General features: G+C 60.7%; 16 protein-coding genes and 2 tRNA genes. 9 read left to right on the forward strand and 9 right to left on the reverse strand.

Going from position 1 to position 14,587, the window contains the following annotated elements; translation table 11 throughout:
- Positions 1–24: 24 nt before the first annotated feature.
- The gene (locus AC6JBC_RS07790; RefSeq protein ID WP_498023717.1) at positions 25–1,350 is read left to right on the forward strand and encodes a bifunctional folylpolyglutamate synthase/dihydrofolate synthase; all 1,326 of its coding nucleotides are present in this window, start codon (positions 25–27) and stop codon (positions 1,348–1,350) included.
- 71 nt (positions 1,351–1,421) lie between these two features.
- Positions 1,422–1,862 carry a DUF6628 family protein gene (locus AC6JBC_RS07795; protein ID WP_498023718.1) on the forward strand — a complete coding sequence of 147 codons (441 nt, stop codon included), beginning with the start codon at positions 1,422–1,424 and terminating at the stop codon, positions 1,860–1,862.
- Here AC6JBC_RS07795 and AC6JBC_RS07800 read toward each other — a convergent pair.
- The 4 genes from AC6JBC_RS07800 to AC6JBC_RS07815 form a co-directional block, all read right to left on the reverse strand.
- The gene (locus AC6JBC_RS07800) at positions 1,847–3,172 is read right to left on the reverse strand and encodes an AmpG family muropeptide MFS transporter (RefSeq protein WP_498023719.1); all 1,326 of its coding nucleotides are present in this window, start codon (positions 3,170–3,172) and stop codon (positions 1,847–1,849) included. The two genes, AC6JBC_RS07795 and AC6JBC_RS07800, sit on opposite strands and share 16 nt — an antisense overlap.
- A gap of 233 nt (positions 3,173–3,405) precedes the next feature.
- Positions 3,406–3,708: a hypothetical protein gene (locus tag AC6JBC_RS07805; RefSeq protein ID WP_498023720.1), complete on the reverse strand. Its 303-nt coding sequence runs from the start codon at positions 3,706–3,708 to the stop codon at positions 3,406–3,408.
- Positions 3,709–3,965: 257 nt separating this feature from the next.
- Positions 3,966–4,379 carry a hypothetical protein gene (locus tag AC6JBC_RS07810; protein ID WP_498023721.1) on the reverse strand — a complete coding sequence of 138 codons (414 nt, stop codon included), beginning with the start codon at positions 4,377–4,379 and terminating at the stop codon, positions 3,966–3,968.
- A 320-nt stretch (positions 4,380–4,699) separates the two neighbouring features.
- Positions 4,700–5,158: a response regulator gene (locus AC6JBC_RS07815; protein ID WP_498023722.1), complete on the reverse strand. Its 459-nt coding sequence runs from the start codon at positions 5,156–5,158 to the stop codon at positions 4,700–4,702.
- Positions 5,159–5,319: 161 nt separating this feature from the next.
- On the opposite strand from AC6JBC_RS07815, the gene AC6JBC_RS07820 reads away from it, so the two are divergent.
- On the forward strand, positions 5,320–6,237 hold the full coding sequence (locus tag AC6JBC_RS07820) for a pseudouridine synthase (RefSeq protein ID WP_498023723.1): 918 nt from the start codon (positions 5,320–5,322) through the stop codon (positions 6,235–6,237).
- 59 nt (positions 6,238–6,296) lie between these two features.
- Entirely contained in the window at positions 6,297–6,836 is a 540-nt protein-coding gene (rsmD, locus tag AC6JBC_RS07825; protein WP_498023724.1) for a 16S rRNA (guanine(966)-N(2))-methyltransferase RsmD, read from the forward strand.
- Between the two features lie 116 nt (positions 6,837–6,952).
- Here rsmD and AC6JBC_RS07830 read toward each other — a convergent pair whose 3' ends face one another.
- A complete protein-coding gene (locus AC6JBC_RS07830; RefSeq protein ID WP_196226192.1) occupies positions 6,953–7,402 on the reverse strand; it encodes a globin domain-containing protein in 450 nt (149 codons plus the stop codon).
- A gap of 115 nt (positions 7,403–7,517) precedes the next feature.
- Between AC6JBC_RS07830 and AC6JBC_RS07835 the strand changes: the two genes are divergently transcribed.
- Entirely contained in the window at positions 7,518–8,006 is a 489-nt protein-coding gene (locus AC6JBC_RS07835; protein WP_498023725.1) for an Rrf2 family transcriptional regulator, read from the forward strand.
- Here AC6JBC_RS07835 and AC6JBC_RS07840 read toward each other — a convergent pair.
- Positions 7,954–8,367: a Fe-S oxidoreductase gene (locus tag AC6JBC_RS07840; RefSeq protein WP_498023726.1), complete on the reverse strand. Its 414-nt coding sequence runs from the start codon at positions 8,365–8,367 to the stop codon at positions 7,954–7,956. The genes AC6JBC_RS07835 and AC6JBC_RS07840 overlap by 53 nt on opposite strands.
- Before the next feature lie 337 nt (positions 8,368–8,704).
- On the opposite strand from AC6JBC_RS07840, the gene AC6JBC_RS07845 reads away from it, so the two are divergent.
- On the forward strand, positions 8,705–10,981 hold the full coding sequence (locus AC6JBC_RS07845; protein WP_498023727.1) for an ATP-dependent helicase: 2,277 nt from the start codon (positions 8,705–8,707) through the stop codon (positions 10,979–10,981).
- 381 nt (positions 10,982–11,362) lie between these two features.
- On the opposite strand, the gene AC6JBC_RS07850 is transcribed toward AC6JBC_RS07845, so the two are convergent.
- The 3 genes from AC6JBC_RS07850 to AC6JBC_RS07860 all read right to left on the reverse strand — a co-directional run bounded on the left by AC6JBC_RS07850 (position 11,363) and on the right by AC6JBC_RS07860 (position 12,060).
- Positions 11,363–11,438, reverse strand: a tRNA-Ala gene (locus AC6JBC_RS07850).
- 122 nt (positions 11,439–11,560) lie between these two features.
- A tRNA-Ala gene (locus AC6JBC_RS07855) sits at positions 11,561–11,636 on the reverse strand.
- Between the two features lie 88 nt (positions 11,637–11,724).
- The gene (locus AC6JBC_RS07860; protein ID WP_449472261.1) at positions 11,725–12,060 is read right to left on the reverse strand and encodes a TIGR02300 family protein; all 336 of its coding nucleotides are present in this window, start codon (positions 12,058–12,060) and stop codon (positions 11,725–11,727) included.
- 149 nt (positions 12,061–12,209) lie between these two features.
- On the opposite strand from AC6JBC_RS07860, the gene aroA reads away from it, so the two are divergent.
- Genes aroA through cmk form a run of 3 tightly spaced genes read left to right on the forward strand, consistent with a single transcriptional unit; the run spans position 12,210 to position 14,430 of the window.
- Positions 12,210–13,550, forward strand: coding sequence for a 3-phosphoshikimate 1-carboxyvinyltransferase (aroA, locus tag AC6JBC_RS07865; protein WP_498023728.1), 1,341 nt, complete (start codon positions 12,210–12,212; stop codon positions 13,548–13,550).
- Positions 13,547–13,798 (forward strand): CBU_0592 family membrane protein, encoded by a 252-nt coding sequence (locus AC6JBC_RS07870; RefSeq protein WP_498023729.1) that lies wholly within the window; start codon positions 13,547–13,549, stop codon positions 13,796–13,798. Before aroA ends, AC6JBC_RS07870 begins: the two co-directional genes overlap by 4 nt.
- Entirely contained in the window at positions 13,795–14,430 is a 636-nt protein-coding gene (cmk, locus tag AC6JBC_RS07875; protein ID WP_498023730.1) for a (d)CMP kinase, read from the forward strand. Before AC6JBC_RS07870 ends, cmk begins: the two co-directional genes overlap by 4 nt.
- The last annotated feature ends 157 nt before the right edge of the window (positions 14,431–14,587 follow it).

Here is a 14,587-nt window from a genome sequence, read left to right on the forward strand (position 1 = left end):
CGATCGCGCGAGGAACATAGGGCCATGCCCGACCACGCCATTTCGGACGACCCGGCGGTCCAATCGCAGCTGGACCGCCTTGCCACCCTGTCGCCGGGCGCGGACATATTGGGTCTCGAACGCATTACCAGCCTGCTTGACCGGCTCGGCAATCCACACCGCGCGCTGCCGCCCATCTTCCATGTCGCTGGCACCAATGGCAAAGGATCGACCTGCGCCTTCTTGCGCGCCGCGCTCGAAGCGGATGGCCGGAGCGTCCACGTCTTCACCTCGCCCCATCTCGTCCGCTTCAACGAACGCATCCGCATCAACGGCCAGCTGATCAGCGACGAAGCGCTCGCCCACTATCTCTCCCGCGTCCTGGACGTAGCCGAAGGCATCGGCGCCAGCTTCTTCGAAGTCACCACCGCCGCGGCCTTCCTTGCCTTCGCCGAACATCCCGCCGACGCCTGCATCCTCGAAGTAGGACTAGGCGGCCGTCTCGACGCCACCAATGTGATCGAAAACCCCGCCGTCTGCGGCATCGCCCAGCTCGGGATCGACCATCAGGCCTTCCTCGGCAACACGCTGCGCGCCATAGCGGCGGAGAAGGCGGGCATCGCCAAGCCCGGCGCCGCCCTCGTAACCCAGCGCTACTCCGAATCGCTCGCTCCCGCGATGCGCGAAGCCGCGAGCCGCGCCCGCACCGACTGGCTCCCCATGGGCCAAAGCTGGGACGCCGCCAGCTACCGCGACCGCCTGCATTATCGCGACGAACAAGGCCGCATCGAAACCCCGCTCCCCCGCCTCCCCGGCGCGCATCAGGTGCAGAACGCCGCCCTCGCCTTCGCCATGCTGCGCCATCAAACTGCCCTGCCCGTCAGCGAAGCCGCGCTCAAAGCCGCGCCCCTCTGGGCGCACTGGCCCGCCCGGCTCCAACGCCTGGACCACGGCCCTCTGCTAGCCCCGCTCCCTCCCGAAAGCGAAGCCTGGCTCGACGGCGGCCACAACGCCGGAGCCGGAGAAGCGATCAGCGCCTTCTTTACCTCAGATCGCCTCGCCGGACGCAAACTGCACCTCATCATCGGCATGCTCGCCAACAAGGAAGTGGATGCCTTCCTCGCCCCCCTCGCCGGACGCATAGCCCACATCCACGCGCTGCCCGTCCCCGGCCACGAGCATCATCCCGCCAGCCGCTTCGCCGCCATCGCGGAGCGCTGGGGCATCGACTGCACAGCGCATGCAAATCCCACCGCTGCCATCAACGCGGTCGCCGCGTCATCCAAAACCGAAGCCCCGCTCCTGTTCATCGCCGGGTCGCTATACCTCGCAGGCGAAATTTTGCGTCTGAACGAGCAATATCCCGACTGAATCTACTTGCGATTGACTCGCAATAGCGTACCTTGCTCTCCGTAACGCAACGGATAATAAGGTGCACGCATATGGCCCATGGAGAGATCACCCCCCTCGACCTGCCCGGCGCATTGCCTACCGGCTACGGCAACCGCCTGTTCCTCTACGCCATGCGCCGCATGGCCAGCGCCGGGGTCGATGATGCCCATGCAGCTAACGCCATGCTCGGCGCGTTCGGGCGCAGCTACCGCCGCCCGCTAGTCCTCATGCGCGCCATGATGCTCGAACTTGCCCGCTGCGCCACCCGCCGGATACTCGTGGCGCCCTGCTGCTGCGCCCGCATGACCGCGGACGAAGCATCCCTCATGCATTCCATCAGCACAGCGCTACAGGACCCGCCTTCATCCTATGAGCAACTCGCCTCGCTGCTCGGCACGGACGACGTCCTCGGCGCCCTGACCTGCCTGCAAGCCGTCGCGCAGGCGCACAGCGACCTCGGCCGCCCCCTCGACCTTTATGCCGGAGCCTGACCACCCTCGTCCGTCGCGGCGCTGCCAACACTCGCATCCACCAGTCCGCTGCGCATCATCAGCCAGAACAGGATGATGCCCGGCAGCGCCAGCACGGTCGTCAACAGGTAGAAATCGACATAGCCAAACCGCTCGATCAACGCGCCCGCCGACGTCCCGGTCAGGAAGCGCCCGACAATGCTCGCCGCCGCCGAAATCATCGCATATTGCGCGGCGGTGAAACGCAGGTCGCACAGCGCGGAGAAATAGGCGACCACCGCAACGCCGCCGATCCCGCTAGCGAAATTCTCGAACCCGATGGCACCCGCCATGCCCACATTGCTCTTGCCGGTCGCCGCCAGCAGGGCAAAGCTGAAGTTCGACACCGCCATCAGCATCAGGCTGATCAGCACCGACCGCTTCAACCCCAACCGCGCATACAGCACCCCGCCAACGAAAATCCCGGCCAGCAATGCCCAGAAACCCACGCCCACATCGTAGATCGCGATCTCCTCATTGCTGTACCCCAGATCGTTGAACAGCAGCCGGAACGTCAGGTTCGCCAGCGTATCGCCAATCTTGTGGACGATGATGAACAGCAGGACGAGCAGCGCGCCCTTGCGCTTGAAGAAATCAACGAACGGCCCGATTATCGCCTGCACCAGTTCCCCGCCCGTCTTCCGGGAAGCAATCTCCCGATGCCGTTCAGGCTCGCCCACGATCAACGCCGCCAGCATCGCAGGCAGCGCGAACAGCGAACAGACCAGATAGGCTAGCGTCCAATCCCAATATTGCGCCACCACCAGCGCCAGAGCACCCGCCGCCGCCGCGCCAATGCGCCACCCATATTGCGACATGCCCGCGCCAACGCCCAATTGCTCGGGCCGTAATATCTCGATCCGATACCCATCGATGATGATGTCGAACGTCGCCCCCGCAATCCCGAGCAGGATCGCGGCCCGCACCGTCCCCATCAGGTCGTTCGCCGGATCGACCACGGCCAGATTGACCACCGCCGCCATCACCAGCAGTCCCGCCACCAGCATCCACGACACGCGCTGGCCCAACCGATGCAACAGGGGCAACTTCACCCCCTCGATCACCCAGGCCCACAGCCATTTGAGATTATAGGCGAGCAACACCAGGCTGAACGCCGTAACGCTCTTCTTGTCGATCCCGTCCTGCGCCAGCCGCGACGCCAGGTTCGCGCCGATCATGGCAAAGGGAAAACCGGACGAAATCCCCAGGAACAGCGCAGCCAGCGGCGCCTTCTCCACATAGGGCTTCACCGCATCCAGCCAGCCTCGGGTGCCCACGGCAATGTCAGTCATGAAAAAGGCGCGCCCCCAAAATACGTATCGCGCCACCATATGGCCAATCATCGGAGAAACAAGCAGAACTCGCCGCGATGGCAGTCGGTCGACCTAAGAACAACCCTCTAGCCGAGCGAAGGGACGCGCGCTCTTCCCTCCCCTCCCGCTTGCGGGAGGGACACGGTATTTTGGGTGGGTTGCGGATTGTCTGGTTTCGGGACAGTTTTTCAATTGTCTGACGCTAACCGTCTTCAAAATGGAGGGTGCGAAATCGCTTTTTCGTACTCAGCGACCAAGCGGTTAAATTCCCGCCGTTGTCTCAGTACTTGAGCTTTGCGCCGATAAACAATCACAAGCAAAGCAACGGCGGATGTCGTGCAAATCAAAGCTAACGCAGGTGCACCGTCTCGAATGGCGAGTGCAGTGTAGCTGGTGAGAATGACCGCGAAGACCCACGCCGCGATCATAAAGAAATTGGTCAAACGCCAATAGATAGGGGCTTCGGGTCTCCCGCTTCTTGGATCGAAAGTGACTTTCTGAGTGAAGCTCCACATGGTTCAATCCTGCCACAGTTTGGCAGGGTAATGCTAGCTGACTTCTTTTGGGAAAGTCCGCTAACGGGAGTCGATAGCACGGCCGAGGATGGCAACAAATGGTCGCCTGCCGCTGGGCAGCTTCCGAAACGTGAACCCGACTAGCAGGTTATCGGCGGCGCAAAGTGATTCGCGGGCCGCGAACGAAGATGCTGGGTGGATGGCGGACTGGCCGGTTTCAATCCGTCATGAGGAAAAAGCGGACATTGACTTGAAGATCAAGGCTGAACTTTTGAAACAAGCTTGGCTTCAAAAAGAGCCTCTAAAAATTCCGTGACGGTGGATGCCCCATCAATGGGAGTGAAGCGGATACTCAGCATGTTTTGTGTCGTATCAGGAAGTATCTCACCAGCCCAGCCGCTCGCTTTTGCAACCTCAAGGGCCAATGGAGCCTGCGCGGGCGTACCGTTAAACCTGACAGACTGCGCATCTGTTTTGTCGATTGCGCCGACCGCCTTATCGAAACGACGCTTCCTAGAAGATCGAACTATCTTGCCTACAGTGAGAGCGCAAAGGATCGCGACAATCGCTACCAAAAGAAACTGATCTGCTCCGAAAACGTGCGAGCCAGTGATCGCAAGCGTAACCCAAAACAATACCCCGCCCAGTACAATCGCTATCCGCTTAATCATTGGCGTCATCCACTCGCATCAACCGGCATCGCGTCCGTCCCCAGCATCATCCACGGCTTTGCTATGATGCACAACGGTTAGGCATATTTGCGAGCGTCCGGTTTGAGGATAAGCTCAGATGCAAATAAATGGCGTCAAATGGTCGTTAGCCGTCGTTCCCAATCCCGTCATGCCAGCGCAAGCTGGCATCTCGGTCGACGGCGCCAGACCAAGCCTCACAAGATCTCAGCTTCCGCTGGGATGACGAAAGTCCACCAGATGCAGGTAACAACCCCACGTCGCGGAAGTCAGGTCAGACCAACAACCCAACCACACCAGCCTCACCCCACCCGATCAAACAAATGCAACCCCCGCGGCACGCGCGGCAAGTCCCCACCACGCAGCACCGCCTCAATTACCCCGATCGAAGCCAGCAGATCACGCGGCAAATAAGGCTTTGCCAGACACCCTACCGCCATCTCATGCGCATCAATCGGACAGGCCCCACTGACGAACAGCACCGCCAGCCCCTTTGCGTAGGCATGACGCGCCACATCGATACCCGTCTTGTCGCCATGCAGGGTGATATCGGCGATCACCAGATCGACCTCATCCTGCTCAATGACGCTGATCGCATGGTCATAATCCTCGACCGTCGCGGCCACGCGGTAGCCAGCTTGTTCCAGCACATGCTCGTTGTCGAAGGCGACCAAAGGCTCGTCTTCCACCACCAGCACGCTGCTGATGGCCTGTGCCCGCTGCCGTGGCTTCGAGTCCCCTTTGACTAGCCCGAAAAACATTTGCCGATCCGCCCCATATGCGCCATGCACCCGATCAAACGCGCGACCCCTTAAGTGAGTTGCGGCCGATCCTGCGCACTCGGCGACAGGACGGCACTATTCGTCATTTTCCCGGCATCTCCGATATGGGAATGCCGCCGCTTCGTTAAAAGGAACCGAGCGTGGAGCCGCCGAAAAAATCAGCACCGCCGCGCAGAACAGGACCGGGCGGCCCCCGGCGTCCCACCGACGGCAAGCCCGCCGGTTCGTCGCGCCCGGCTCGCCCGCCTTTCAAGAAAAGAAACGCTGCTCCAGCCAAACCGGCAAATCCCCATCCGGCACGCATGGCCGCTGTCGCCAGCGGCACGAACGAACCGCAACGTATCGCCAAACTGCTCGCCCGCGCCGGGGTCGCCTCGCGCCGGGAAGTTGAACGGATGATCGAGGAAGGCCGGGTCACTCTCGATGGCCAACTGATCTCGACGCCCGCGACCCTGTTGACCTCGCTCAACGGCGTGGCGGTGGATGGCAACCCGGTGGCGCAACCGGCTCCCGCCCGTCTCTTCCTCTTTCACAAGCCTTCAGGCTATTTGACCACCGAGCGCGACCCGCGCGGCCGTCCTACCATCTACGACCGCTTGCCCGCCGACCTGCCCCGCCTCATGCCGATCGGTCGTCTGGACATGACCACGGAGGGGCTGCTGCTCCTCACGACCGATGGCGAATTCAAACGGCAGATGGAATTGCCCGCGACCGGCGTGCCGCGCACCTATCGCGCCCGCGCCTTTGGTGAAATCAGCCAGGCCCAGCTTGAAGATCTGTTTATGGGCATAGAGATTGACGGCATCCGCTATGGCCAGATCGAGGCCAATTTGGAACGCCGCACCGGCCGCAACCAGTGGATCGAAATGACCCTGACGGAGGGCAAGAACCGCGAAGTGCGTCGTGTTCTGGAGCATCTCGGCCTACAGGTAAGCCGCCTCATCCGCACCAGCTATGGCCCTTTCCACCTCGGCGAACTCGCTTCGGGCGCGGTGGAAGAAGTGCGCCAGCACGACCTCATCGTCTTCCGCAAGAGCTTGAAGACGCCCAAATCCTGAAGCTAAACCCGTTCGCCCTGCGCTTGTCTCAGGGCTTTCCTTCTGCACGGACGCCAATCATGAGAATCATCGCAGGCCAATGGCGCGGCCGCCCGCTGGCAGCTCCCAAGGGCGACGCCACTCGCCCCACGGCCGATCGTACGCGCGAAACGCTCTTTTCCATGCTGGTGAGCCGCATCGGATCATTTGAAGGGCTGACCGTCGGCGATTTCTTTGCAGGATCGGGCGCTTTGGGCTTTGAAGCCCTGTCCCGTGGCGCTGCTAGCTGCCTCTTCGTTGAACAGGATCAGGCCGCTTTGAATGTGATCCGCGCCAATGGTGACAAGCTCGGCATCCGGCCCGACATCCGCCAGAGCAGCGTGCTGTCGCTCGGCCCCGCGTCGAAACCGCTGGACCTCATTTTCATGGACCCGCCTTATAATAGCGGCGCAGGCGTCGTCGCTCTCGACAAGTTGAGCCGTCTGGGCTGGACCGGCCCCGCGACGTGGATCAGCATCGAAACCGATCGCCGCGAAGATGTGGAGGTCAAGGGCTTCACCATCGACGCAACCCGCGACGTCGGCAAAGCCCGTCTGACCCTGTTGAGAATGGCTGCCTAACACTATCGTCCGACCCGAAAAAACGCAGACGGGAGGGACAAAAGCTCTCCTCCCGCAAGCGGGCGGGGCCGGGGGTGGGCCTGCGAGCGGGCGGGCCATTCACCCCCACCCATCAATCAAGCCGCTTCAGCATCCTCATAAGCCTGCGCTTCCTTGCCAATCAGTATCTCGGCGAGGAACCAATAGGCCTTGCCCCACGCTTCCAACACAGCGTCCGTGGCGACATCCGCGCCCAGAACATCGCGGATCGCGGGCAGCAGCGCCTCGGCAACCTTGGGATAATGTTCAGCCTTCACGCCGGTTTCGACGTGCCGCTGCACCATGCGCTCGACCGCGCCGGTCAAAGCCTGCAACTTGTCGATATTCTCGGCATAGCCCAGGATCGCCGCAGCCAGACGCTTGGGCTGCTCACCGCTGTCCTGCGCCGCCTGGTCGAACATGTCCTTGATCGATGCATCCTGGAACAGGCGCGCATACATGGCGGTCGTGATTTCCACCCCATGGCTCCGCAGCGCGGGAGCGGTTGCTTTGACGATCGCGATGGTTTCAGCGCTGAGCTGGCTCATACATGCACCCCTTTGAACTAGAGACTCGGTAAAGACGCCTTTACGGTACATCTTTAAACATGTAAATAATCTACATGTTTGATCTGCAAACCTCGTTCAATTAACGCATTCCCTCATGCAATTGACCCGCCACACCGACTACGCCCTGCGCATCCTCATCCATCTGGCCGTTACGCCGACAGGCCGCGCAACCATCCCCGAGGTCGCCGACGCTTACGCTCTTTCGCGCAACCATCTAATGAAAGTCGTCCACCACCTCGGCCAAGGCGGCTTCATCCTAACCCAGCGCGGCAGAGGCGGCGGCTTCACCCTCGCCCGGGCTCCTGAAGCCATCAGGCTGGGCGATGTGGTTCGTCACACCGAAACAGACATGAACCTGGCAGACTGCGCAGGCTGCGGCCTCCGCGCGGCTTGTGGCCTATCGGGCATTTTGAAGGCTGCCACTACAGCTTTTCTCGCTGTGCTCGACCAGCACAGCCTTGCGGACGCCGCCAAAGACAGAACCGGGCTGGCGGCGCTTATTGCCGCCCTGCCCGGCACCGTTTCTCCGGTCAGCGATGCCTGCGCGCCATCTTCTTCGAACGCGGTGCCTCGCCTGGATTGATGCAGCTATCCTGTACCGTGCGACTGCATAGCGGATAGTCTTTACCGCCCGCAGGCGGAAGGGTCATGTTCCCGCCAACGGTAACCGGATTCGCCGAACTACCGACAGGCGCGGCAGGGTCTTTAGGCATGCCCGGCGTTGCGGGCATCATACCGGTGTCAGCTGGAACCTCTCCAGTCGGCTGACCAGCATTGGGATCTGCCGCTGTAGCAGGGTTCGCAGGCGTAGCAGGATCCGTCGGCATGCCATTAGTGGCTGGGGGTTGGGCCGTATTGGCCGACACGCCCTGAGCGATCGCAATGCCAGTAGCGCCGGTGGTAAAGGCCAGCATGGCGGCACTCGCAAGCATGATCGATTTCATGGGTAATCCTTTCCTGTTCATCACCCCGTTCTGCCTCTTGGCGGGTAGAGAACCAGATCGGTGACGCACGCGTTCCAATGTCGGCGGCGAACTGTGGCTCTGCTGCTACCAGGCGAATGATCGCTGTCTCAACAAAGCGTTCAAGTTCTGAATTGCGCGCCTCTTTCCCTCACTGGAACTGCTTGGCCTTGACCTAACGACACGACGAGAGGGGATATCGAAGGTGAACATCGTGGTCGTCCCCCTTGCATTATTCCCCTTTTGTTCTCATACATTGCGATCAATCGCACGTGGCCAAGCCCTTGCTCCCTCTATCCATGCTCCCTAGTTATTGACCATGACTCTTCCCGTTCCCTCGCCTGATGATCCGCCCTATCTTCAGGGCCTCAATGAGCCCCAACGGGAAGCCGTCCTCACTGCGGAGGGACCGGTCCTGGTGCTGGCGGGTGCCGGAACGGGCAAGACGGCTGCGCTGACCGCAAGACTGGCGCATCTTATAGCTACGCGCCGTGCCTATCCGTCGGAAATCCTGGCGGTCACATTCACCAACAAGGCTGCGCGCGAAATGCGCGAGCGTGTTGGACGGATGATCGGTCCGGCCGTGGAAGGCATGCCGTGGCTCGGCACATTTCACGCCATTGCAGCTAAAATGCTCCGTAGGCATGCCGAATTGGTCGGCTTGCAATCCAACTTCACCATTCTTGATACAGACGATCAGCTTCGACTGATGAAGCAGCTGATCCAGGCTGAAGGGATTGATGAAAAGCGCTGGCCCGCGCGGCAGCTCGGTGGCTTAATCGATCAGTGGAAGAATAAGGGGCTGACGCCTGACGAAATCAGCGCGGGAGATAGCGAATCTTACGGGAACGGGCGCGGGCAGAAACTATATGCTGCCTATCAGGCCCGCCTTCGCGATGTAAATGCTTGCGACTTCGGCGACCTGCTGCTCCATGTGCTCACCATATTGAAGCGTCACCGGGATGTCCTCGAAAGCTATCAACAGCGGTTCCGCTATATTATGGTGGACGAGTATCAGGACACGAACAGCAGCCAGTATCTCTGGCTCCGCCTGCTCGCTCAGCAGCGCAAAAATATTTGCTGCGTGGGTGATGATGACCAGTCCATCTATTCGTGGCGCGGGGCGGAAGTCGCCAACATCCTGCGATTTGAAAAGGACTTCCCGGGCGCCAAGATTGTCCGCTTGGAGCAGAATTACCGATCCACGCCTCATATCCTGGGCGCCGCATCCGGTTTGATCGCCGAAAATGGCAACAGGCTAGGCAAGACGCTCTGGACCGACATCGATATCGGGGAGAAAGTCCGCGTTATCGGCGTTTGGGATGGGCCAGAAGAGGCTCGCCGCGTCGGCGACGAAATCGAGGCGATCGAACGCTCCGGTCGATCGTTGGAAGAGGTAGCCATCCTTGTCCGCGCACAGCACCAGACCCGCGAATTTGAAGATCGATTCATTCAGATCGGTCTTGCATATAGGATTGTGGGCGGCTTTCGGTTCTACGAGCGTGCTGAGATCCGCGACGCGCTTGCCTATCTTCGGCTGGTCAACCAACCGGCCGACGACCTGGCATTTGAGCGGATCGTCAATGTTCCCAAGCGCGGCTTGGGTGACAAAGCCGTGGAGAAACTTCACCGGCTTGCTCGGGCCGAGGCTATACCTTTAGCGCTCGCTGCTGCACGAATTCTCGATACCGACGAAATGACTCCGCAAGCGCGCCGCAGTCTTGGCGCCTTTATCGGGGATTTGGCCCGCTGGCGCGCCCGTGCGACCCAGCTTCCCCATGCCGAACTCGCGCGCCAGATACTGGATGAAAGCGGTTACACGGCCATGCTTCAAGCAGAACGGACAGCCGAAAGCGCAGGCCGCCTCGAAAACCTGAATGAACTTACCCGCGCCATGGAGGAATATGAAACGCTGGGTGCGTTCCTTGAACATGTGTCGCTAGTCATGGACAATGACGCGCAAGCCGAGCAACGGAAGGTCACGATCATGACCATCCATGCGGCCAAAGGGCTCGAATTCGACACCGTTTTCCTGGTCGGCTGGGAAGAAGGGATTTTTCCTTCGCAACGGGCCTTGGATGAAGGCGGTCTCAACAGTCTGGAGGAGGAACGTCGGCTCGCCTATGTGGCGATTACCCGCGCCAGGAAGCTATGCGTCATCCTTCATGCCGCCAACCGGAGAATATATGGCCAGTGGACCAGTTCCATCCCGTCACGGTTCGTGGGCGAGTTACCTCCGGAACATGTCGAGGAGGAAAGCAGCATGGCGGGCGGCGCATCCCTATGGCGTGCCAACTGGTCCGAGCGCGCTGATCCCTTTTCCAACGTACAACGAAGTAGCGGGCGTGGCCCAGGCTGGCAGCGGGCGCAACAAAGTGGCCAGTTCTCCCGTGAGCCCGTGCGGATCGTGGAAGCTCGCGCGTCGGCGGTATCCCTAGGCAACAAGGGGCGAGATGATATGCACCTGGGGTTGCGCGTATTTCATCAGAAATTTGGTTACGGCACGATTGCGGAGATCGAAGGCAACAAGCTCGAGATCGATTTTGAAACGGCTGGCCGTAAGCGTGTGATGGATAGCTTCGTGCAGCCAGCTTGAACTTGACCAAATCAGTTCCCGTGCGGCTTATACGCGTCAACTATCCGCTTGGTCGGCGCTTTTGAACTGTCTCGTAGTTTCGCTGGAGTAGCGTCACTATCCCTGCGCCCTCCGCCGCCACCGCCGGTCGAAGCACGATGGCCGAGGGCTATATAGTATGTCGTTAGAGCGGAGAAAACGCTCGCAGGATTGAAGCAAACGTCGTCGAACTTCTGTCGCTCGCAATGATGTGGGTCTCTTCGCCCATCACTTCCTCGCTGCCTACCGGAGATTGGCATATTGGAATGTGATGTACGTCTATGCCGAAGATTTATGGTAACTGGCGTGGCGCGCGGAGAAGCAATTTTCTGACGACCAGTGGTAGTCTATCGCGAAGGAAGATGGTGGAGCCTAGCGGGATCGAACCGCTGACCTCCTGCATGCCATGCAGGCGCTCTCCCAGCTGAGCTAAGGCCCCATCGTTGCGCGGCATCCTACCGCATTCCAATGGATTGGGCCATGTCCGGCGTGGAGCCATCGGCCCGTATAGGATGCCAAGCACCCTCTTGATAGCTTCCGGGCTATACAGGCTTGGACCACTGGTGGAGCCTAGCGGGATCGAACCGCTGACCTCCTGCATGCCATGCAGGCGCTCTCCCAGCTGAGCTAAGGCCCCGTTACCAGTGTCAGCGCCGCTTGGGACCGGCGCTTCGGAGGTCGCTGCCATTAGGAGGCAGCAACTTCCTTGGCAAGCACAAAATTACTTAATTGTCGTCGTCGCCGTCGTCGGCGGCGGCATCCACGCCGAGGTCGTCGTCACCGCCCAGGTCAACGTCATTGTCCGGCGAATCGCCATCATCATCGACGTCCAGATCAAGATCCAGATCGTCATCTGCAGTCTCCAACTCCCCGTCGGCGGTTTCGATAACCTTCTTCGGCGCTTCCTCGTACGGCAGCGGCTGCTTCGACTTCAGGACCGGCTCGGGTTCCCAAGCGGTGTTGCAGTTGATGCAGGAGACCGGGTCGTCCTTGCCCAGGTCATAGAAGCGCGTGGCGCATTTCGGGCAGGTACGCTTCGTGCCCCATTCAGCCTTGACCATGTCCGGCCTTGTCCTTCTTACGAGTGCTTCAACGAATATCACGCGGCGCGACCATGTCGCCCGCGAAGCGACGGGCGCCTTGCCATAGCGGAACCGCGCTGTCAAAAGCCGGGCGAAATTTTTCAGTTTCCTGACAAACGGATTGACCCGTGACCACTTCTTTCGATCAGCCTGTTCCCATGACCTTCTCCAGTGCTCCTCCCCTTGCGGGCAGTGTAAGGGTGCCGGGTGACAAAAGCATTTCGCATCGTTCACTCATGCTCTCTGCACTGGCCGTTGGGGAAAGCCGTGTCGAAGGCCTGTTGGAGGGAGAGGATGTGCTGGCCACTGCCGCAGCAATGCGTGCGATGGGCGCGCAGATCCAACAGGACGATGATGGCATCTGGCACATTCGGGGCGTGGGCGTGGGCGGATTGCTGCAACCCCAAACAGCTTTGGACATGGGCAACAGTGGCACGTCGACCCGCCTCCTCATGGGCCTGGTCGCAAGTCATGGCATCACCGCGACTTTCATCGGAGACGCATCGCTGAGCAAGCGCCCGATGCAACGCGTCACCGAGCCGCTGTCCCATATGGGCGCCAGCTTCACCACCAGCCCTGGACAACGGCTGCCGCTCACCATGCGGGGCGCCTGCCCGGCCGTGGCGCTTGATTATCGCCTTCCGGTCGCATCAGCGCAGGTAAAGTCCGCGATCTTGCTGGCGGGTCTGAACACCCCCGGGGTCACGCGCGTCGTCGAGCCGGTTCCGACTCGCGATCACAGCGAGCGGATGCTCAAGGGCTTTGGTGCTGACCTGGACGTAGAAATCGATGCTGATGGAACACGGATCATCACATTAAAAGGCGAGGCCGAACTTCGTCCCCAAGCCATCACCGTCCCCGGCGACCCCTCATCGGCAGCCTTCCCCATGGTCGCCGCGCTGCTTGTTCCCGGCTCGAAGATTACCATTGAAAATGTCGGCCTGAATGGCACTCGGGCAGGATTGATCGATCTGCTGCGCGAGATGGGGGGCGATATCGTCATTGAGAACCCGCGCGACGTCGGTGGGGAGCCGGTGGGGGACATCGTCGTCACTGCCTCCCACCTGACGGGCGTCGAGCCAGACCCCGCCCGCGCGCCCTCCATGATCGATGAATATCCCGTCGCCTTCATCGCGGCCGCGTTCGCCGAAGGGCGCAGCACCTTCCGAGGCCTTGAAGAATTGCGGGTCAAGGAATCTGATCGTATCGCCACCATGGCGGCGGGCCTTCGCGCCATCGGCGTGACAGTGAACGAACTCGAGGACGGCATCGTCATCGAGGGAACCGGAGGTACGCTCCTGCCCGGCGGCGGCCCCATCGCGACGAAGCTGGATCATCGTATCGCCATGAGCTTTGCGGTGGCCGGTCTCGTGTCCAAAAGCGGCGTCACCATCGACGACATGCGCCCGGTCGCAACCAGCTTCCCCGGCTTTACCACGCTCTTTCAAACGCTCGGCGCGATGGCGTGAATTTCGATTTTCCCAACGTGGTTGGCCTTGTTGGCAGCGGCCTCATGGTTATTGCTTACGCCTACAGCAATATGGCGAAGGTGCTGAACTTCACGCTATTCAACTTTCTCAACCTGATCGGTTCGTTGCTGCTCATCTACTCACTGACGGTTCATTTCAATGTTGCATCGATGGCGCTGGAGGTCGTCTGGGCCTTTATAGCCATCATTGGTCTCGCCAAGACGTTGCGGAAAGGCAAAGCAGAATGATCATCGCCGTCGACGGTCCCGCAGCATCGGGCAAAGGTACGATCGCCAAGGCGCTCGGAAGTCATTACGGGCTGCCTGTCCTGGACACCGGCCTGCTCTATCGTGCGGTTGGGCTTGCTGTGGTGAAAGCCGGGGGCGATCCGGACCACGAATCCGATGCGGTTTCCGCTTGCGATTTTGACGATGCAGTCCTGTGCGACCCTGCGCTGCGGAGCGAGGCCGTTGGCTCACTCGCTTCCCGCGTTTCCATCCACCCGAGCGTTCGCCAAGCGCTTGTCCAGCGACAGCGCGATTTTGCCACCCGGCCGGGTGGCGCAATACTTGACGGCCGCGATATCGGTACGGTGATCGCGCCTGATGCGGATGCGAAAGTCTTTGTCACGGCGAGCGTTCACGTGCGCGCCAAGCGTCGCTATGATGATGCGCTTTCCCATGGCGGACGCCCGGACATGGACAGCTTGATCGCAGATATCCAGGCACGCGACACTCGCGACATGAGCCGGGATCATGCGCCGCTGCGAATGGCTGATGGCGCAGACTTGCTCGACACCAGCAATTTGACTATAGACGCCGCCGTCCAGCAGGCGATTGCTCTGGTGGACGCCCAGTTGGAACGTCGGCAACATGCCTGACGCGATGACGGCGCTTGGGATTCCCGGGCGCCCTTTTCGCTTATCCAAAGAGCGTCTCACCCGACATGGCCGAACGGATGTTCGCGCGGCAATCCGGCCGTGCGGACGGTTTGGCCTGAAAGACCACCGGATACAACCGGTAGGCCAGCAATGACGA

The organism is Sphingobium sp. RC1, from assembly GCF_059738765.1.

Bases quoted from the DNA above. Each gene is read 5' to 3' on its own strand.
- AC6JBC_RS07790 (WP_498023717.1), top strand. From the start codon at position 25: ATGCCCGACCACGCCATTTCGGACGACCCGGCGGTCCAATCGCAGCTG.
- AC6JBC_RS07795 (WP_498023718.1), top strand. From the start codon at position 1,422: ATGGCCCATGGAGAGATCACCCCCCTCGACCTGCCCGGCGCATTGCCT.
- AC6JBC_RS07800 (WP_498023719.1), bottom strand. From the start codon at position 3,172: ATGACTGACATTGCCGTGGGCACCCGAGGCTGGCTGGATGCGGTGAAG.
- AC6JBC_RS07805 (WP_498023720.1), bottom strand. From the start codon at position 3,708: ATGTGGAGCTTCACTCAGAAAGTCACTTTCGATCCAAGAAGCGGGAGA.
- AC6JBC_RS07810 (WP_498023721.1), bottom strand. From the start codon at position 4,379: ATGATTAAGCGGATAGCGATTGTACTGGGCGGGGTATTGTTTTGGGTT.
- AC6JBC_RS07815 (WP_498023722.1), bottom strand. From the start codon at position 5,158: ATGTTTTTCGGGCTAGTCAAAGGGGACTCGAAGCCACGGCAGCGGGCA.
- rsmD (WP_498023724.1), top strand. From the start codon at position 6,297: ATGAGAATCATCGCAGGCCAATGGCGCGGCCGCCCGCTGGCAGCTCCC.
- AC6JBC_RS07830 (WP_196226192.1), bottom strand. From the start codon at position 7,402: ATGAGCCAGCTCAGCGCTGAAACCATCGCGATCGTCAAAGCAACCGCT.
- AC6JBC_RS07835 (WP_498023725.1), top strand. From the start codon at position 7,518: ATGCAATTGACCCGCCACACCGACTACGCCCTGCGCATCCTCATCCAT.
- AC6JBC_RS07840 (WP_498023726.1), bottom strand. From the start codon at position 8,367: ATGAAATCGATCATGCTTGCGAGTGCCGCCATGCTGGCCTTTACCACC.
- AC6JBC_RS07845 (WP_498023727.1), top strand. From the start codon at position 8,705: ATGACTCTTCCCGTTCCCTCGCCTGATGATCCGCCCTATCTTCAGGGC.
- AC6JBC_RS07860 (WP_449472261.1), bottom strand. From the start codon at position 12,060: ATGGTCAAGGCTGAATGGGGCACGAAGCGTACCTGCCCGAAATGCGCC.
- cmk (WP_498023730.1), top strand. From the start codon at position 13,795: ATGATCATCGCCGTCGACGGTCCCGCAGCATCGGGCAAAGGTACGATC.